16 protein-coding genes are annotated in these 18,041 nt (G+C 59.3%); 12 read left to right on the plus strand and 4 right to left on the minus strand.

Annotation, left to right across the window (positions count from 1 at the left end; all coding sequences use genetic code 11):
- The first annotated feature begins 5 nt into the window (after positions 1–5).
- A complete protein-coding gene (locus B2M20_RS07205) occupies positions 6–473 on the plus strand; it encodes a type II toxin-antitoxin system RatA family toxin (protein WP_079446391.1) in 468 nt (155 codons plus the stop codon).
- Between the two features lie 12 nt (positions 474–485).
- On the opposite strand, the gene B2M20_RS07210 is transcribed toward B2M20_RS07205, so the two are convergent.
- Both B2M20_RS07210 and B2M20_RS07215 read right to left on the minus strand, forming a co-directional pair.
- Positions 486–1,112: a CinA family protein gene (locus tag B2M20_RS07210; protein WP_079446392.1), complete on the minus strand. Its 627-nt coding sequence runs from the start codon at positions 1,110–1,112 to the stop codon at positions 486–488.
- Between the two features lies 1 nt (position 1,113).
- Entirely contained in the window at positions 1,114–2,310 is a 1,197-nt protein-coding gene (locus B2M20_RS07215) for a bifunctional 2-C-methyl-D-erythritol 4-phosphate cytidylyltransferase/2-C-methyl-D-erythritol 2,4-cyclodiphosphate synthase (RefSeq protein ID WP_079446393.1), read from the minus strand.
- A 191-nt stretch (positions 2,311–2,501) separates the two neighbouring features.
- Here B2M20_RS07215 and dusB point away from each other — a divergent pair, with 191 nt between their 5' ends.
- From dusB to B2M20_RS07260, 9 genes are all read left to right on the plus strand, one after another.
- The gene (gene dusB, locus B2M20_RS07220) at positions 2,502–3,551 is read left to right on the plus strand and encodes a tRNA dihydrouridine synthase DusB (RefSeq protein WP_079446394.1); all 1,050 of its coding nucleotides are present in this window, start codon (positions 2,502–2,504) and stop codon (positions 3,549–3,551) included.
- Positions 3,548–4,723 (plus strand): two-component system sensor histidine kinase NtrB, encoded by a 1,176-nt coding sequence (locus B2M20_RS07225; protein WP_079446395.1) that lies wholly within the window; start codon positions 3,548–3,550, stop codon positions 4,721–4,723. Before dusB ends, B2M20_RS07225 begins: the two co-directional genes overlap by 4 nt.
- 7 nt (positions 4,724–4,730) lie before the next feature.
- Positions 4,731–6,170 carry a nitrogen regulation protein NR(I) gene (gene ntrC / locus B2M20_RS07230; protein ID WP_079446420.1) on the plus strand — a complete coding sequence of 480 codons (1,440 nt, stop codon included), beginning with the start codon at positions 4,731–4,733 and terminating at the stop codon, positions 6,168–6,170.
- Positions 6,171–6,351: 181 nt separating this feature from the next.
- The gene (locus B2M20_RS07235) at positions 6,352–8,652 is read left to right on the plus strand and encodes a sensor histidine kinase NtrY-like (RefSeq protein WP_079446396.1); all 2,301 of its coding nucleotides are present in this window, start codon (positions 6,352–6,354) and stop codon (positions 8,650–8,652) included.
- Positions 8,653–8,669: 17 nt separating this feature from the next.
- Positions 8,670–10,040, plus strand: coding sequence for a nitrogen assimilation response regulator NtrX (gene ntrX, locus B2M20_RS07240; RefSeq protein ID WP_079446397.1), 1,371 nt, complete (start codon positions 8,670–8,672; stop codon positions 10,038–10,040).
- Between the two features lie 22 nt (positions 10,041–10,062).
- Positions 10,063–10,920, plus strand: a complete 858-nt coding sequence (locus B2M20_RS07245) for a D-amino-acid transaminase (protein ID WP_079446398.1) — start codon at positions 10,063–10,065, stop codon at positions 10,918–10,920.
- A gap of 180 nt (positions 10,921–11,100) precedes the next feature.
- Positions 11,101–11,349 (plus strand): RNA chaperone Hfq, encoded by a 249-nt coding sequence (gene hfq, locus B2M20_RS07250; RefSeq protein WP_079446421.1) that lies wholly within the window; start codon positions 11,101–11,103, stop codon positions 11,347–11,349.
- A gap of 68 nt (positions 11,350–11,417) precedes the next feature.
- Complete coding sequence (hflX, locus tag B2M20_RS07255) at positions 11,418–12,752, plus strand: GTPase HflX (RefSeq protein WP_087881131.1); 1,335 nt, start codon at positions 11,418–11,420, stop codon at positions 12,750–12,752.
- A 201-nt stretch (positions 12,753–12,953) separates the two neighbouring features.
- Entirely contained in the window at positions 12,954–14,390 is a 1,437-nt protein-coding gene (locus B2M20_RS07260; protein WP_079446400.1) for an NAD-dependent succinate-semialdehyde dehydrogenase, read from the plus strand.
- Positions 14,391–14,462: 72 nt separating this feature from the next.
- On the opposite strand, the gene mazG is transcribed toward B2M20_RS07260, so the two are convergent.
- Positions 14,463–15,311, minus strand: a complete 849-nt coding sequence (gene mazG, locus B2M20_RS07265; protein ID WP_079446401.1) for a nucleoside triphosphate pyrophosphohydrolase — start codon at positions 15,309–15,311, stop codon at positions 14,463–14,465.
- A gap of 134 nt (positions 15,312–15,445) precedes the next feature.
- On the opposite strand from mazG, the gene queC reads away from it, so the two are divergent.
- A complete protein-coding gene (gene queC / locus B2M20_RS07270) occupies positions 15,446–16,162 on the plus strand; it encodes a 7-cyano-7-deazaguanine synthase QueC (RefSeq protein WP_079446402.1) in 717 nt (238 codons plus the stop codon).
- Positions 16,163–16,307: 145 nt separating this feature from the next.
- Here queC and B2M20_RS07275 read toward each other — a convergent pair whose 3' ends face one another.
- Positions 16,308–16,652 (minus strand): carboxymuconolactone decarboxylase family protein, encoded by a 345-nt coding sequence (locus B2M20_RS07275; protein ID WP_079446403.1) that lies wholly within the window; start codon positions 16,650–16,652, stop codon positions 16,308–16,310.
- A 392-nt stretch (positions 16,653–17,044) separates the two neighbouring features.
- Here B2M20_RS07275 and B2M20_RS07280 point away from each other — a divergent pair, with 392 nt between their 5' ends.
- Positions 17,045–17,692, plus strand: a complete 648-nt coding sequence (locus B2M20_RS07280; RefSeq protein WP_079446404.1) for a TetR/AcrR family transcriptional regulator — start codon at positions 17,045–17,047, stop codon at positions 17,690–17,692.
- The last annotated feature ends 349 nt before the right edge of the window (positions 17,693–18,041 follow it).

An 18,041-nucleotide genomic window follows, 5' to 3' on the forward strand; every position in this document is an offset into this window, starting at 1 on the left:
CAACGATGCCGTTGTTTTCAAGCAAACGCCGCGTTCGTCACAGCGCGAACGAGATGTTCGATCTGGTGGCGGACGTCGAACGTTATCCGGAATTTGTGCCGCTATGCCAGTCGCTGAAGGTGCGTCAGCGTACCACCGCGGCCGACGGTAAGGAGGTCGTGGTCGCCGATATGACCGTGTCGTTCAAGCTCGTGCGCGAGACCTTTACGAGCAGGGTGACGCTGGATAGGCCGAACCTCAAAATTTTCGTCGAATATCTGCGCGGGCCGTTCAGCCACATGGAAAATCGCTGGACCTTTGAGCCGAAACCGGATCAAGGCTGCGATGTCGGGTTTTTCATCACGTATGAGTTCAAAAGCCGGATGCTGGCAATGTTGATGGGCGCGATGTTCGACACCGCATTCCAACGCTTTGCAGCGGCATTCGAGAAACGAGCAGACGCTGTCTACGGTTCGCCGAAGGTGGTGAGTTGACGCGATACGGTCTTAGGTTTTCTTTGGAGAAGGTTTCACCGGTCCTGTGGTGCGCCGCCGCTCGGAAGTGCGACGCGCCGGCGTACGCGCTGCTCGCGGTCGTGATCGGCTAACGCTTTCGCGGCGGGCTTTCGCAGGCGGCTTCGGGCCGCGCGCTAATTCCATCAGCATCCGCAGGGCTTCGACAACCGAACGTTGCCGTACTGAACTCCGGCCGATGGCACCAAAGCGAAATTCGCGATGGATCAGGCGGCCGTCACGCGCTGCGGCCGCGAAATGAACAAGGCCCACGGGCTTGCCGGGTGTCGCGCCGCCGGGACCGGCGATCCCGGTGATGGCGACGGCCAGATCGGTGCCGGCGCGTTCCAGCGCGCCAACTGCCATTGCGGTCGCGGTTTCCTTGCTGACAGCGCCAAAACTGTCGAGCGTGATGGATTTAACGCCAAGCATCGCGCGCTTGGCGTCATTGGAATAGGTGACGAAACCGCGATCGATGACGTCCGAGGAGCCGGGAATCTCGGTCAGTGCCCCGACGACCAGTCCGCCGGTGCAGGATTCGGCCGTTGCGATGGTAAGCTTGCGCATCCGGCAAAGGTCGAGCAGCGAACGCGACAGGGCGCGTGTGTCGCTGCCGCTCATGTCAGGTGCCCCAGCCCTTGTCGTTCCACGGCAGGCGGACAGTGGCGCTGGCGGTCGCCGCGATTCCTTCCTCACGCCCGGTGAAGCCGAGCCGTTCGCTGGTCGTCGCCTTGACAGCAATACGCGAGATGGCGACCCCAGTGATGTCCGAGATGCGAGCGCGCATCTGGTCGCGCAGAGGTCCGATCTTCGGCTGTTGGCATATCATGGTGACTTCGAGATTGGCGATGCGGCCGCCGCGCGCGGTAACTTTGTCGATAGCGTACTTCAGAAATTTATCGGAAGCCGCACCCTTCCACTGAGGATCGCTGGGAGGGAAATGCGAACCAATGTCGCCGTCCGCGAGCGCTCCGAGAATGGCATCGACGAGCGCGTGCAACCCGACATCGCCATCGGAGTGCGCCAGGAAACCGCGATTGTGCGGAACCTTCAGACCACACAGCATGAGGTGATCGCCGTCGCCGAAGGCGTGCACGTCATAGCCGGTGCCAGTCCTGATGTCGCCGAGCGATGCCGCGAGGCGCGCTTCCTCGCGCACGAAATCTTCGGGAGTCGTTAGTTTCATGTTTGCAGCATCGCCCTCAAATGTCGCAACCGTCAATCCTACCCACTCGGCGAGCGCGGCGTCGTCGGTAAAATCGTCGCGGCCCTCGCGCGCCGCCCGGCGATGCGCATCGAGAATCATATCGAAATGAAATGCCTGCGGCGTCTGCGCGATCCGCAGCTTTGCACGGTCGGGGGTCGCGTTGACCGCGCCGGATGCATCAACCTGTTTGATGGTGTCGGTAACGGGAATAGCGGGCACCGCTGCGCCGGCTTTATCCGCGGCGTCGATTGCGCGCGTGATCAGTGCCGGTGTTACGAACGGGCGGGCGGCATCATGGATCAGCACGATGTCCGGTGCGTCGGCTGCCAATGCCTCGAGGCCTGCGCGAACGGAGGCTTGGCGGGTGGCCCCGCCATTCGCCGGCTCGCGATAGCGGAATCCGGCGACGGCCTGATTGAACATGGAAAGGTCATCGGGATTGAGCACCGGCTGAACGGCAAATACATCGGGGTGCTGGCAGAACGCCTCCATCGCCCGCGAAATCACGGTTCGTCCGCCAATTGTCCGGTATTGTTTAGGGCCTCCAGCACCAGCGCGCAGGCCCCGGCCAGCGGCAACGATGATGGCGGCAGTTCGTTTTGAGGTGAGCATTGGACTCGCTGTGAAGGAATCAGGTTGTTTGAGCAAGCCCTTACCATGAAGGTAGCAAAACTGCAGGTGGCGAATTAATCGTTGCAGCAGTTGCAAGATACCGGAAACTGGCTATTGTATAGGCATGCATCTATTTTGCCTAATAAATAAGCTGATTTTCGGTCAGAAGGCTACGACGGAGTAGTTGGACCATGAGCACGAGCCCGACCGGTCCTGCTCCGTCATCAGGGCTCAAGCCATTCGCGGTTGGAGGTATTTCCATCTGTAACCGCGTTCTTCTCGCGCCGATGTCGGGAATCACGGACCGGCCCTTCCGGCGCCTTACCGAAGCGCTGGGGGCAGGGCTCGTTGTTTCCGAGATGACTGCCAGCGACGATCTCGTCCGGGGGCGGCCCATGTCCGTGCTCCGCTGTGAAGCCACCGGTCACGGACCGCACGTCGTTCAGCTTGCCGGCTGTGAGATAGGCTGGATGGCGGAAGGCGCCCGGATCGCCGAGGCGGCCGGCGCCGACATCATCGATATCAACATGGGTTGTCCCGCTCGCCACGTGACAGGCGGTCAGTCGGGTTCGGCGCTGATGCGCGATCTCGATCATGCCCTCGATCTGATCGAGGCGACGGTCGGTGCGGTGAAAGTACCGGTCACACTCAAAATGCGCCTCGGATGGGACGATGGCTCGCTCAATGCGCCTTCGCTGGCGCAGCGCGCCGAATCCGCTGGCGTGCACATGATTACGGTTCACGGCCGTACGCGTTGCCAGTTCTACAAGGGGCACGCCGATTGGCAGGCCGTGCGAGCGGTGAAAGAAGCGGTCCGCATTCCCGTCGTCGTCAACGGCGACATCACGTCGTTCGATGCAGCCGTCGCTGCGTTGGAGGCGTCGGGGGCCGATGCTGTCATGGTGGGGCGCGGTGCGCAGGGCCGACCCTGGATGCCTGGTCAGATTGGGCGGCAGCTCGAAACCGGTATCGAAGAACCGCATCCTCCGCTCGCGGACCAGTTGGCGTATATCCGCACGCTCTATGACGACCTGCTCCTGCACTATGGCCTGCGCATAGGGCTTCGTCATGCGCGAAAACATCTCGGCTGGGCGCTCGATACGGCGGCAGCGCTTCGTGCTGTACCAACACCGATCTTGAAGACGTGGCGGGGGAAAATTCTGAAGGCTGATGATCCGGCCTGCGTACAGCGATCACTGGTGGATGCGTTCGAGGACTTCGCGTGGAGGGCTGCGGCATGAGTTCGATCGCACAGCGCCCGCGCGTCGCGCCCAGCGATGGCGAGGCTATTCTCAACGCACTGCCGAACCCCGTGCTGCTGGTCGCGCCCGACGGTCGGATCGTCGACGCCAACATCGCGGCAGAGTCCTTCTTCGAGATGTCGAAGCAGTTCCTGCAACGCGAGCCGCTGAAGCAGCTTATCCCCTTCGGCAGCCCGCTTCTGGCCCTGATCGATCAGGTTCGCGAGAGCGGTGCGCCTGTAAACGAGTTCAAGGTCGATCTCGGCACGCCGAGGATCGGCCGGGATCGTCAGGTCGACCTGCATGTCGCGCCCCTCACGGAACGGCCCGCTCATGTGGTGGTGATGATCCAAAAGCGCACCATCGCTGACAAGATGGATCGGCAGCTGACCCATCGTAGCGCGGCGCGCTCGGTGATTGCGCTTGCGGCCATGCTTGCGCACGAGATCAAGAACCCGCTCTCCGGCATTCGCGGCGCGGCGCAGCTTCTCGAGCAGGGGGCGACGCCGGACGACCGAATGCTGACCCGCCTGATCTGCGATGAGGCGGACCGCATTGTCACGCTGGTTGATCGCATGGAGGTATTCGGCGACGAGCGGCCAATGAGGTGGGGGCCCGTCAACATTCACGCTGTCCTCGATCATGTTAAACGGCTTGCGCAGTCAGGCTTCGCGCGAAAGGTGAGATTCATCGAGGATTACGATCCGTCGCTTCCGCCGGTCCTCGCCGACCGGGATCAGCTGGTTCAGATCTTTCTGAACCTTGTCAAAAATGCTGCGGAAGCTGTTTCTGATCTCGGAGAAGAGGGGGAAATCCAGTTCACGACCGCATTCCGCCCCGGCTTGCACCTTTCCCTCCCGGGCAAGAAAGCGCGGGTTTCGCTGCCGCTGGAATTTTGCGTCAAGGACAATGGTCCCGGCGTAGCGGAGGATTTGCTGCCAAACCTGTTCGATCCATTCGTAACCACCAAGCAGACCGGGAGCGGGCTCGGCCTCGCGCTGGTCGCCAAGATCGTTGGGGACCACGGTGGCATCGTCGAGTGCGAGTCGCAGCCGCGCAAGACCACCTTCCGGATCCTGCTACCGATGTTCGATTCCAGTCCAGTAGACCAGCTTGGCAATGACGTTACCGCATCCGGAATGTCGTCACGCGCCGCACGCCATCCAGTATGAGGACAAAATGCCTCCAGCCAACATACTTATCGCCGATGACGATGGAGCCATCCGCACGGTGCTCAATCAGGCTTTGTCGCGTGCTGGATATGATGTGCGCCTGACGGGCAATGCCGCAACGCTGTGGCGATGGGTCAGCCAGGGCGAAGGAGATATCGTCATCACTGACGTGGTGATGCCGGACGAGAACGCTTTCGACCTGCTGCCGCGCATCAAGAAAATCAGGCCGAACTTGCCGGTCATTGTGATGAGCGCGCAGAACACTTTCATGACGGCGGTCCGCGCTTCCGAGCGCGGTGCATATGAATATCTCCCCAAACCGTTCGATCTCAAGGAGCTCATCGCAATCGTGGGCCGCGCGCTCGCTGAGCCCAAGGAGCGCGCGGCCACCGGCAGCGACGAGAACGAATGCGATTCCCTTCCGTTGATCGGTCGATCCCCCGCCATGCAGGAAATCTACCGCGTGCTGGCGCGGCTGATGCAGACCGACCTGACCGTGATGATCTCCGGCGAGTCCGGCACCGGCAAGGAACTGGTCGCGCGCGCGCTTCACGACTACGGCAAGCGTCGCAACGGTCCCTTCGTAGCCGTGAATATGGCGGCAATTCCCCGCGACCTTATCGAGTCGGAATTGTTCGGCCACGAACGCGGCGCGTTCACAGGTGCAAACGCTCGCGCGTCAGGCCGTTTCGAGCAGGCAGAAGGAGGGACCCTCTTCCTCGATGAAATCGGCGATATGCCGATGGAGGCGCAGACACGTCTGCTCCGCGTGCTTCAGCAGGGTGAATATTGCACCGTCGGGGGAAGGACCGCCATCAAGACGGATGTCCGCATCGTTGCGGCAACCAACAAGGATCTCCGTATCCTGATCCAGCAGGGGCTATTTCGCGAGGATCTTTTTTTCCGCCTTAACGTGGTACCGCTGCGCTTGCCGCCGCTCCGCGAACGCATCGAGGATCTGCCGGATCTTATCCGGCACTTCTTTGTCCTCGCTGAAAGGGATGGGCTGCCGCCCAAGAAACTAGACACGCTTGCGCTCGAGCGCTTGAAGCGGCACCGCTGGCCCGGCAACGTCCGCGAGCTGGAAAACCTGGCGCGCAGGCTTGCGGCGCTCTACCCGCAAGATATCATCACCGGCCCGGTGATCGATTGCGAACTTGCATCACCTGCGGTGGCCTCCGGAACCGGCGGACATAATATCAACGGTCTCAGTGGCGCCGTTGAAATGCACCTGTCATCGCTTTTCGCCAGCTTCCCGAATGGACTCCCCCCGCCGGGCTTGTACCACCGTGTTCTCAGGGAGATTGAGGTTCCGCTTCTCACCGCCGCGCTGACGGCTACCCATGGCAACCAGATCCGGGCAGCCGACCTTCTAGGTTTGAACCGCAACACGCTCCGCAAAAAAATTCGCGATCTGGACATCCAAGTCTACCGGTCCGCAGGATAGAAGCGGGGGGCTATCCAGTCAGTTTTCCACTGCTCACGTTTGATTGACGATTCCAGTTGTTTTGCCGGTTCGCGCCCGATGTTTGCGCCGCGGAAATGTCCCAATTGTGCAACATTGTTGTACGATTGCATCAGTTCGCTGGTTTGACCGACGCCAGCCCCAACACTCAACCTTCTCGCGAATGACCACAGCAGACACGCCGGTTCCATCACACGATCCGACACTCGCCGAGTCGCGCGGCTGGACCATGCGCCGGCTATTGGCGCCAGTCGCGATCGGCTTGGCGTTGCTATCGGCATTCCTGACGTTTGTGGTCTTGGTTCGTCTCACGCCGATCGAGCCGACCCACCGAGTCGTTATCACGTTTCTGCTGATAGACGCGGGCATCATCCTTCTGCTCGTTGGCATTATCGCTCGCGAAGTCTGGCGTGTCGTGCAAGCACGCCGCCGCGGTCGCGCCGCCGCGAAGCTGCATGTTCAGGTGGTCGGTCTGTTCTCGGTCATTGCCGTGCTGCCGGCGGTCGTGGTCTCGGTCGTTGCCAGCATCACGATCGATCGCGGACTCGACCGTCTGTTTTCAGGACCGATCAAGGAGGTCATTGAGAACTCGCGGATCGTCGCACACGCCTATGCGAACGAACACGCCCAACTGATTCGGGGCGACATTCTCGGCATGGCCAATGACATCTCTAACGCGCGGCCGTTATACGACCAGGACCGCAAGACATTTCTCCAGCTCCTGACCTCGAGCGCCAATGCCCGCAACCTTCGGGGTGCGATGCTGATTGATAAAGAAGGCCACATGCTTGTATCGGCGCAAACCGGCATCAAGCTGGCCTACAACACACCGAACCCCGACTTTCTCAAGAATGTCAACGAGGACGATCCGCAGATCGCGTTAATTCCAGAGGCAAACTATGTCGCCGCCGTCATTCGCCTGAGCGCTTTCCAGGACACTTTTCTTTATGTCGCAAGACTGCTCGACCCCTACGTCGTCGCGCAATTGAAACAGACCGAATCAAGCCTTGCCGTATACGCCACGATCGAGGCTCGGCGCCTCGGCATCCAGGTGGCGCTCGCGCTGATGTTTGCCGTCATTGCGCTGACCATTCTGATGGCGTCGGTATTGCTTGGCCTGAACTTCGCCGACCGGTTCGTCGCGCCCGTCCGGCGTCTGATGAACGCAGCCAACATCGTGTCCACCGGCGACCTGAACGTTCAGGTACCCGTTCTGAAATCCGAAGGAGACCTCGCGCAGCTCGGTGAAACCTTCAACAAGATGACGGCCGAGTTGCGAACTCAGCGCGACGAACTCGTTAGCGCGAGCGGCTTGATCGACAGCCGGCGGCGTTTCATCGAGGCGGTATTGTCGTCGGCCAGCGCCGGCATCATCGGCGTCGACGGCGCCAATACCATCCGCATCCTGAACCGGTCGGCGGAGAAGCTGATCGGCCATTCCGAATCGGAAACTCTGGGGCATCCGTTGTCCGAGGTAGTACCCGAGCTGAGCGAACTCATGCAGACGGCGAGGGAAGGAACGCAACGGCTGGTGCAGGGCCAGCTCACGCTCAATCGAGACGGCAGCGAGCGTAACATCTCGGTGCGCGTCAGTGCCGAGCAAACCAGTCAATCACGTGACAGCTACATCATTACTTTGGACGATATCACGGAGCTGGTGACCGCGCAGCGCACGTCTGCCTGGGGCGACGTGGCGCGACGAATCGCTCATGAAATCAAGAACCCGTTGACGCCGATCCAACTGTCGGCCGAGCGCATTCGCCGCAAATTCGGCAAGGCGATTACCCAGGATAAGACAATCTTCGAGCAGTGCACCGATACGATCGTGCGTCAGGTCGAGGATATCAGGCGGATGGTCGATGAGTTTTCGCGTTTCGCGCGAATGCCGAAGCCTGTGATGGAAGGAGAGGATGTCGCTGATACGGTCCGCCAGACAGTTTTCCTGATGCGTGTCGGATATCCCGAGATCGATATCGAAGCCGACATCAAGCATGAACCGATGCGCGCGCAGTTTGATCGGCGGCTGATCTCGCAGGCGCTGACCAATATCATCAAGAACGCAGCCGAAGCCATCGAAGCCGTGCCGCCGGAGATACTCGGAAAAGGCCGGATCGATGTTATCGCGGCGCGGGAAGAAGACGACATCGTCATTGACGTGATCGACAATGGTGTTGGCTTACCGAAAGTTGCGCGCGCGCGGCTGCTGGAGCCTTACGTAACGACACGCGAAAAGGGCACCGGCCTTGGTCTAGCGATTGTAGGGCGCGTCTTGCAAGACCATGGCGGCAAGCTCGAACTCAACGACGCTTCTGCGATAAAACCGGAGGCGCGGGGAGCCTGGATGCGGTTGCGGTTTGCAGTAGCAGGGCAGGCGAATGTTGGAACCATTAGCAAGGATGGAGCGACTAACGGCGATAACGTGACCGAAGAAAAAACAAAGACTGAGGTCGCTACCGGCGACTGACGAGGCGGATCCAATTTATGGCACACGACATTCTCATTGTTGACGACGAGGCGGACATTCGCGACCTCGTTGCAGGTATCCTGGAAGACGAGGGTTTCACGACCCGAACAGCGCGTAACAGCGATGAAGCACTTGCGGAGGTTTCAAACCGCCGTCCGCACATGGTGTTTCTCGATATCTGGTTGCAAGGCAGTAAGCTTGACGGGCTGCAACTGCTCGAAATGATCAAGCAGGACAGTCCCGATATGCCGGTGGTCATGATCTCCGGTCATGGCAACATCGAAACGGCAGTCGCGGCCATCAAACGCGGCGCCTATGACTTCATTGAAAAGCCTTTCAAATCCGATCGTCTGATTCTAGTGGCGACGCGTGCCCTCGAAACGTCACGTCTAAAGCGCGAGGTGCGTGAACTGAAGCAGCTTGCGCCAGCGGCAAGCTCGCTGGTCGGACGTTCGCCATGCGTGAATCAACTTCGGCAAACCATCGAGCGCGCGGCGAAAGCCAACAGCCGCATCATGATCGTCGGCCCGTCCGGATCCGGTAAGGAACTGGCAGCGCGAACGCTTCACAATCAGTCGAGCCGTGCTGAAGGACCGTTTGTCGTCATTAACGCTGCGGCGATTACACCGGAGCGCATGGAGTCCGAACTGTTCGGCGTCGAGCAGACCGACGGCCAACAGCCCCGCAAGGCCGGCGCGCTGGAAGAAGCGCATGGCGGAACGCTGTTCATCGACGAGATCGGCGATATGCCGCGCGAGACTCAGAACAAGATCATGCGGGTTCTGGTCGATCAGACATTTCAACGCTTTGGTGGCACGACCAAGATCAAGGTGGATGTGCGCATCATCTCGTCGACAGCGCGCAATCTGGAGGAGGAGATTGCCGCAGGCCGGTTCCGTGAAGATCTCTACCATCGGTTATCAGTGGTGCCGATCCGCGTTCCGGCACTGTCCGAACGCCGCGAGGACATTCCCGAGCTGATTGAATTTTTCATGGATCATATCTCTGCCGCAAGCGGGCTACCGAAGCGAAAGATCGGCGATGACGCGATGGCGGTGCTGCAATCTCATGTCTGGCCCGGCAATGTTCGGCAGCTCCGAAACAACGTCGAGCGCGTGATGATCCTGGCCGGCGGAGGTCCCGAGGTTATCATCACCGCGGATATGTTGCCGCAGGATGTGGGCTCCATGGTTCCGGCAATGCCGTCAGGCGTCAATGGTGAGCACATCATGGGCTTGCCGCTGCGCGAGGCTCGCGAGGTTTTCGAGCGCGACTATCTGATCGCTCAGATCAGCCGTTTCTCCAATAATATTTCTCGGACCGCGGAGTTTGTCGGCATGGAGCGCTCGGCGTTGCATCGCAAACTCAAGGCGCTCGGCGTCAACTAGAACCCTGAAGCGAACTCGCCGCATGTCGCGAACTGCTTATGTCAACGGCCGATATTGCGATCTGCGCGATGCTTGCGTCAATGTCGAGGATCGCGGCTATCAGTTTGCCGACGGCGTTTATGAGGTCTGCGAAGTGCGCGGCGCGAGGCTGGTTGATTTTCCCCGGCACATGGTCCGCTTGCAGCGGTCGCTGCGCGAGTTGCAGATCGACGAACCGATGCCGATCACGGCGCTCGCGATCATTATGCGAGAGGTGGTGCGGCGGAATCGCGTGACGTACGGGATAGTGTATCTGCAGGTGACTCGTGGTGTCGCTCGGCGTGATCATGCATTTCCGCCAAGCTCTGTGAAACCGAGCGTCGTCGTCACAGCCCGTGCGCTCGATTACGAAAAAAAGCAGCAAACCGCCGCTACCGGCATCAAGGTGATCACGCTGGCGGAAAATCGTTGGCCGCGGGTGGATATCAAGTCGGTGTCGCTGCTGCCTAATGTGCTGGCGAAGCAGGAAGCGCGCGAGAAGGGGGCTTATGAGGCGTGGTATGTCGACAGCGATGGATTCGTTACCGAAGGTGCGTCGAGCAACGCCTGGATCGTGACGAAGGACGGGCGCGCTGTCACCCGGTCAGTGGACCGTGGCATTCTCGCAGGCATCACGCGGGCCGTGCTCGTGGAAGTCATGGGGGCTCTTCAGATCAGGCTGGAAGAACGCCCGTTCACACCTGCGGAAGCGCGCGAGGCGGCGGAGGCCTTTGTAACTTCGGCCTCTCAGATCGTCATGCCTGTCGTCGCGATCGACGGTCGGGTGGTGGGAAATGGTCAGCCGGGCGGTATCACAAGGCAGCTTCGGGAAGAATTCCACCGCTTTTCAGCATTTTCCTGATGGTTTTTGTAAATCCGGGCGAACCTATGGCCCGAACTGGCTTGCGTAACATCATGCTCTGCCCTCTAATCCAGGATGCCGGATCCATGAGGAGGAACTCAGAGGGAGCCGGCGGCCATGGGACGCTCCGGGAGGGTTGTTTCCGGCTCAAAAAACAAAGCTAAACTGCGGATAACAAAAATGGCGATAGAGCGCGCACAAAACCTACAGGACACTTTCCTCAACCACGTTCGCAAGACGAAAACGCCCCTGACGATCTTTCTGGTGAACGGAGTCAAACTACAGGGAATTGTTACTTGGTTCGATAATTTCTGTCTGCTCCTTAGACGCGATGGCCATTCGCAACTGGTCTATAAACACGCGATTTCGACCATCATGCCGGGTGCTCCGATTCAGTTGTTTGAGGGTGGCGAGGACGCTCCGCTTTGAGCATGCATTTGAAAGTTTCCTGATTGGAAACCCGACAATTAGAGGGGAGCATCGACCCGTCGGGGTCGATGCAGAACAAGCCGACCGGACGAGCGATCGTCATCGGTCCCTATGTGCGGGCGCGGGGCGGCGATGCCGAGACGCCCCGGACAGGACGCACCCTGCGCAATACCGACGCGCGGCTGGATGAAGCCGCCGGCCTCGCGAGGGCGATCGACCTCCATGTGGTTCAAGCGATAGTCGCTCCGGTCAGCCAGATCAGGCCTGCCACATATCTCGGCAAGGGCAAGGTCGAAGAGTTGAAGGGCTTGATCGTCGCCGATGAAGCGAGTCTCGTGGTGATGGATTGTGCGTTGTCACCCATTCAACAGCGCAATCTGGAAAAAGCCTGGGGCACAAAGGTTTTGGATCGGACGGGCTTGATTCTCGAAATCTTCGGGCGCCGCGCCAAGACAAAAGAGGGTGCGCTTCAGGTTGAGCTCGCCCATCTCAACTATCAGCGTAGCCGTCTGGTGCGCTCCTGGACCCATCTTGAACGGCAGCGTGGTGGCTTCGGCTTCATGGGCGGACCCGGCGAAACACAGATCGAGGCCGACCGTCGTCTGATCGGCGATCGCATCACGCGACTGGAAAGCGAACTCAAAAAGGTACAGGCGACGCGACGGCTGCATCGCGCCGGGCGGCAACGCGTGCCATATCGCGTGGTCGCGCTCGTCGGGTATACAAATGCCGGCAAATCGACGCTGTTCAATCGATTGACGCGCGCCGATGTTCAGGCAGCGGACATGCTGTTCGCGACGCTCGATCCCACGCTGCGCTCGCTTGTGTTACCTCACGGTGCAAAGGCAATGCTATCGGACACCGTTGGATTCATTTCCAATTTGCCAACTCAGCTCGTCGCTGCGTTTCGCGCGACGCTGGAGGAGGTGATAGAGGCCGACATTCTCCTTCATGTTCGTGACATTTCGCACGAGGATACCGAGGCGCAGCAGCACGACGTCGAAACGGTGCTGCATCAACTTGGCATCGATCCCGGAGGGACGACGCGCGTTCTCGAGGTCTGGAACAAGATCGATCGCTTCGATGCGGATCAGCGCAAAGATCTGGAAAATATAGCTGCACGGCGCTCGACGGATGTGCCATGTTTTCTCGTCTCTGCCGAAACTGGCGAGGGGGTCGAGCCGCTGCTCGCGGCGATCGAGGATCAACTTGCGGCAACCCGAACCACGCTGGACCTTTCGGTCGATGCCTCGAATGGCGCGGCGATCAGTTGGCTGCATCGAAACTCCGAAGTGCTCGCCAAGGAACTGCGCGACGGCCATTACGATATGACCGTCAGGGTCGATGAGACAAAACGAGACATACTCGTCAACAAATATGGCGCGGTACCACGCCCGCTTTAGAGCATAGCCCCGAAAAGTGGAAACCGCTCAGTTGAAAGAGAATAAAGCAGAGTTTGATTCAACGCAGTTGAATCGCGACTCTGTGAGCTGCGTCACCGGATTCCTTTTCGCAAAGCAGGGTCGCGCAGGATCGGTCTTGACCAGCAAAGCTGCGGACTATTCCATGCTCCACCAATTTCACGAAAGCCGCAGGAGATCTCCTTGAGCTATCAGAACACATCGCTGCTGATCGACGGGAGGTGGCGCTCCAGCGTCTCCGGCAAGACTATCGCCGTTTTCAACCCCGCTACCGAAGAGCAGATCGGAACGGTCGCTCATGCCAACCGTGCCGACCTCGACGAGGCGCTCGCCGCTGCCGACAAAGGATTTAAGATCTGGCGAGCGGTCGCGCCGTTCGAGCGCGCCAAGATCATGCGTAAGGCGGCAGCCTTGATGCGGGAGCGGGTCGACAGCATCGCAACACTGATGACCATGGAGCACGGCAAAATTCTTGCTGAAGCCAGAATCGAGACGCTGGTTGCGGCGGACGTCATCGAATGGTTTGCAGAAGAGTCTCGACGGACGTATGGCCGCGTCATTCCGGCGCGCGGGCCGGGTATCTATCAGATTGCGATCAAGGAACCGGTTGGTCCGGTGGCGGCTTTCACACCATGGAATTTTCCGATCTATCAGGTCTGCCGCAAGTTGTCGGCTGCGCTTTCCGCCGGCTGCTCGATCATCGTCAAGGCGCCTGAAGAAGCGCCGGCGTCTCCCGCCGAGCTGCTCCGCGCGTTCGTCGATGCGGGAGTGCCCGATGGCGTGATCAATCTCGTATTCGGCGTGCCTGCCGAAATCTCCGAGTATCTGATCCCGCATCCGATCATCAGGAAAATATCTTTCACAGGCTCGACAGCGGTAGGCAAGCAACTCGCAGCGCTCGCCGGACTGCATATGAAGCGCGCGACCATGGAACTTGGCGGTCACGCGCCGGCCATCGTGTTCGACGATGCCGACATTGCAAGCGTGGTCAAGATCATCTCGGGCGCCAAATTCCGCAACGCCGGCCAGGTCTGCACTGCGCCGACGCGCCTTCTTGTGCAGGACAAGGTGTATAAGGATTTTGTCGGCAGGTTCACGGAAGCTGCCAAGGCGATCAAGGTTGGCAACGGGCTTGACCCTGAATCAAACATGGGACCGCTCGCCAATTCGCGCCGCGTTTCTGCAGTGGAAGGCCTTGTTCAAGATGCGGTCGGGAAGGGCGGCAAGCTTGCGGCAGGCGGTCATCGTGTCGGCAACAAGGGCTATTTTTTCGAACCGACCGTAATCACTGATGTGCCGAAGGACGCCCGCGCCATGAACGAGGAGCCGTTCGGTCCGCTGGCGCTGATTTCGCCGTTCTCGAGTTTCGACGAGGCCGCTGAGGAAGCGAATCGGCTGCCATATGGCCTCGCGTCCTATGCGTTCACCAGTTCGACCAGGACAGCAACTGCCATTGGTGCTGCAATTGAGAGCGGCATGGTCGGAATCAACAATGTCGCTCTGGCTCTGCCGGAAAATCCCTTCGGAGGCGTCAAGGATTCCGGCTACGGCTCGGAAGGTGGAACGGAGGCGATGGACTCCTATCTTATCACCAAGTTCATTAGTCAGACCGGTGTGTAAGGGCAGTCCCGCGACCGATGCCTTCTGCTGTGGCGTGGGGCGGTGCGGGCAAAAACGCAAGCGGCGAAGGTCTCAGGACGATATAGGAATCCGGAAAGATCCCTCTTTCTCACGCTCTTTCGCTTCGTTCCAAAGCGCGTCCATTTCCTTGAGCGTCGCTTCCTCAAGAGAACGATTTCTCGCAACGAGCGCCTGTTCGATGTAAGCGAACCTCCGCTCGAATTTCGCATTGGCTCCACGCAGCGCCATTTCAGGGTCGGCATCGACATGACGTGCGAGGTTGACCAGCGCGAACATGAGATCGCCGGTCTCAGACGCGATATCGGACTTGTCGCCATGATCCAACGCCGCTTCGATCTCGTCCGCTTCCTCGCGGATCTTGTCGAGCACGGCACGGGGATCGTTCCAGTCGAACCCAACGGTCGAGGCCTTTTGCTGCAGGGCTATTGCGCGCGCCAACGCAGGCTGTCCGGCCTTGATGCCCGTGAGCAGGCTTGAGGCCGGCGCTTCCTTCATCGGCTTACGTGCAGCACGTTCGGCTTTTTCCTCCGCCTTGATGCGTTCCCAGGTTCCTTTCACGTCCGATGACGCAATGTATCCTGAGCCGTCGGGAAATACATGCGGGTGTCGTCGGATCATTTTGCGCGTAATCGCTTCGACCACATCCCCGAATGAAAAGGCGTCCTGCTCTTCGGCCATGCGCGCATGAAAGACAACTTGCAACAGCAGGTCACCAAGCTCGTCGCAGAGATCGATCAGATCGTTGCGCGCGATCGCGTCCGCGACCTCGTAGGATTCTTCGACCGTGTAGGGCGCAATGCTCGCAAACGTCTGCTCAAGATCCCACGGGCAGCCGGTGCCGGGCGTTCTCAATTGCTCCATGATTTCGATCAGGCGTGAGATATCGCGGGAAGGGGTCATCGGTTCACCGGTTCGAAGGACTTTCGCGTTCTCTATGCCGGAAGCCGCACCCTTATCCCAGCAAAAAGCAGGCAGCCGGCCAAGCAATCTCCGCCGATTGGCGTGGGGTACCGAGGGATGCTATTGGCATCGCCATGATCGACGAACCAGCCTCTCGAACCGCACTGGTTCTGTTTTCCGGTGGACAGGACTCCGCCACGTGCCTTGCCTGGGCGCTTCAACGTTTCGCGCGCGTCGAAACGCTGGGGTTCGACTACGGCCAGCGCCATGCCATCGAACTTGACTGTCGCGACAAGCTGCTCGCGGGGCTGAAATCGCTGCGCCCGGATTGGGCGGATAAACTCGGCGAGAGTCATACGCTTGCCATCCCGACGCTGGCGGAGATCTCCGATACGGCGTTGACCCGGAACGTCGCGATCGAAATGGGCGAGGGTGGATTGCCCAACACATTCGTGCCGGGCCGCAATCTGGTGTTCCTGACCTTCGCCGCCGCATTGGCCTACAGGCGCGGCGTGACGGATATCGTCGGCGGTATGTGCGAGACCGATTATTCCGGCTATCCCGATTGTCGAGATGAAACCATCAGAGCCTTGCGGATCGCTCTCAATCTTGGAATGGCCAGACAGTTCGAACTGCATACGCCGCTGATGCGGCTCGACAAGGCCGCAACCTGGTCGCTTGCGCATGAACTCGGCGGAGCCGGGTTGGTCGATCTGATTCGCGAACACTCACATACCTGTTATCTTGGTGAGCGCGGCGCGCGGCATGAGTGGGGCTATGGCTGTGGCGATTGCCCGGCATGCGGGTTGCGCGCGAAAGGTTGGCGCGAATACGTGGCGCGCTCCGTTTAACTACAGCCGGCGATGCCGAACTGAAACGGTCGGCATGAGAACGGCGGCCGACCCACCCGCCAAACCGACTCGAAGTTGCTTTCGATCAGCTCCGAGCCGGAAGAGTTGCATTCGCGCACGGCGCGAAACCAATGGAGAGCGCGACTTATCGCGCGCCTTCGACCGAATCCAATGCGTCGAGAACTCTTGCGGAAAAGACGACAGCGGCTCCGGTGTTCATTGCGACAGCAACACCGAGCGCCTCGGCGATCTCCTCGCGCGTTGCGCCTTCTTTTACCGCCTTCGCAGAGTGAACGGCGATGCAGCCGTCACAGCGCGTCGTTACCGCGACAGCAAGCGAAATGAGCTCGCGCGTTTTTTCATCAAGATGTCCGGTCTTGGCACCTGCGCCACCGGCCATTCGATAGGCATCCACGGTGTCAGGCGAAAGTTTGCGTAGTTCACCGACACGTGACGACAACTTGCTCCTGACATTAGCCCAATCAAGCATACGCTATCTCCCGTTCGTTAGTGTTTGATGCTGCTCTCCGAGGGCAACGGAGACCTCCTTAAAGGTTGGTTCTCCTCACACTCCTCGTTTCCTCAAGGTGCGAATGTCTTCAAAGTTAGACAGACAAGTCTGTTCATGCTAACGAATCATCGGCTACTGTCAACCGCGTTTCTGCGCGTGATTCAGTGGCTACAAGGTGGTGGACGCCTGGTGCACAGAAGAGGGGTAGTTATTGGCCGGGGCGCAGTAATGATTTGCAATGTATGCGTCACCGTTGATCTGTCGGGTATAGATCATAGCGCGCGATTGTCCGACGACGATTGACGAGTCTCGCCGGCGTTTGAGCGGAGGTCTCGCCTTTGGCGTCTTAATTACGGAGCGATAATAAACGGATGGGAACAAGATATAGTAAGAAAGCAGAAATCTCACCTCGCGCGATCCGCGGCAGATCGCATTTCGACAGATCAAAGCGTCGAACCCTTGGTGTTAGAGAGCGCGTTCTCGCGACGGCTAACGATCTTTTCTTTAGCGAAGGAATTCACGAAACAGGAATCAATAAGCTGATTGATCAGGCTGGTGTCGCAAAAGCCTCATTCTATTCAGCCTTTCCAAGCAAAGACGATCTCGTAGAGGCTTGCCTTGAATCGCGTCATAAAGCCTCTCTCGAACGGCTGCGGAGCATAGAAATCCAGGCTACGTCGTTAGAATCAAAAATCAGCGATGTATTTGACTTGCTGTTGGAAGCCGCGTCGAAATCGACCTTCCGAGGTTGCGCATTTGTTGTTGCCGCAATTGAGCAGCATGGTCGAAATTTGCCCGCGCCTCGCTGGGTTCGGATTCACAAAGTCGCCGTGCGCGATGCGTTCGTACGGATGCTTACCTCCGCGGGGATCAAACCAGCAAAGGAAATTGCTGAACAACTTTCCATCCTCTATGATGGCAGTTTGGTCACTGCGGCGTTTAGGCCTAAGTCGGGTGCGATTCAACGAGCGCGCTTGATGGCGATTTCGCTGATCCGTGACAGTTCACCGACTCATTAAACTGCAACCAGATTGCGGATTTGATGCGAGTTTGAGTGGCGGCTGAACCATAAGCCATGACCTGGTTCGGCATCGGCTTAAGTTTGGCGCGAACCCACGTGCGGCCAAGGTCTGGGTCTGACGTAGGGTTTGGAGTCGCAAGCCTGATTGGCCTGCGGCATGTCGCTGCACCGATACGACATGGCGCGGTGCCGGCGGAACAGGTGGGCGTCTGCGTAAACGGGAGCCACGACGGATTTAGTCGAGGAAAAGCAGGGGGAGACCCAATGACCAGATCAGCCCAAGCATCAGTGACAAATCAAACGCAAACGCAAACGCAGGCGTGTGTCGCCCGTCGTATAATTCGCAT

It is taken from the genome of Nitrobacter vulgaris, assembly GCF_002028545.1.
Lineage (GTDB): Bacteria > Pseudomonadota > Alphaproteobacteria > Rhizobiales > Xanthobacteraceae > Nitrobacter > Nitrobacter vulgaris.

Excerpts from the sequence above, each read along its gene's own strand:
- hfq (WP_079446421.1), top strand. The coding sequence starts at position 11,101 with ATGGCGATAGAGCGCGCACAAAACCTACAGGACACTTTCCTCAACCAC.
- ntrX (WP_079446397.1), top strand. The coding sequence starts at position 8,670 with ATGGCACACGACATTCTCATTGTTGACGACGAGGCGGACATTCGCGAC.
- B2M20_RS07235 (WP_079446396.1), top strand. The coding sequence starts at position 6,352 with ATGACCACAGCAGACACGCCGGTTCCATCACACGATCCGACACTCGCC.
- ntrC (WP_079446420.1), top strand. The coding sequence starts at position 4,731 with ATGCCTCCAGCCAACATACTTATCGCCGATGACGATGGAGCCATCCGC.
- B2M20_RS07275 (WP_079446403.1), bottom strand. The coding sequence starts at position 16,652 with ATGCTTGATTGGGCTAATGTCAGGAGCAAGTTGTCGTCACGTGTCGGT.
- B2M20_RS07280 (WP_079446404.1), top strand. The coding sequence starts at position 17,045 with ATGGGAACAAGATATAGTAAGAAAGCAGAAATCTCACCTCGCGCGATC.
- B2M20_RS07205 (WP_079446391.1), top strand. The coding sequence starts at position 6 with ATGCCGTTGTTTTCAAGCAAACGCCGCGTTCGTCACAGCGCGAACGAG.
- queC (WP_079446402.1), top strand. The coding sequence starts at position 15,446 with ATGATCGACGAACCAGCCTCTCGAACCGCACTGGTTCTGTTTTCCGGT.
- mazG (WP_079446401.1), bottom strand. The coding sequence starts at position 15,311 with ATGACCCCTTCCCGCGATATCTCACGCCTGATCGAAATCATGGAGCAA.
- hflX (WP_087881131.1), top strand. The coding sequence starts at position 11,418 with ATGCAGAACAAGCCGACCGGACGAGCGATCGTCATCGGTCCCTATGTG.
- B2M20_RS07225 (WP_079446395.1), top strand. The coding sequence starts at position 3,548 with ATGAGTTCGATCGCACAGCGCCCGCGCGTCGCGCCCAGCGATGGCGAG.
- B2M20_RS07210 (WP_079446392.1), bottom strand. The coding sequence starts at position 1,112 with ATGAGCGGCAGCGACACACGCGCCCTGTCGCGTTCGCTGCTCGACCTT.
- dusB (WP_079446394.1), top strand. The coding sequence starts at position 2,502 with ATGAGCACGAGCCCGACCGGTCCTGCTCCGTCATCAGGGCTCAAGCCA.
- B2M20_RS07215 (WP_079446393.1), bottom strand. The coding sequence starts at position 2,310 with ATGCTCACCTCAAAACGAACTGCCGCCATCATCGTTGCCGCTGGCCGG.
- B2M20_RS07245 (WP_079446398.1), top strand. The coding sequence starts at position 10,063 with ATGTCGCGAACTGCTTATGTCAACGGCCGATATTGCGATCTGCGCGAT.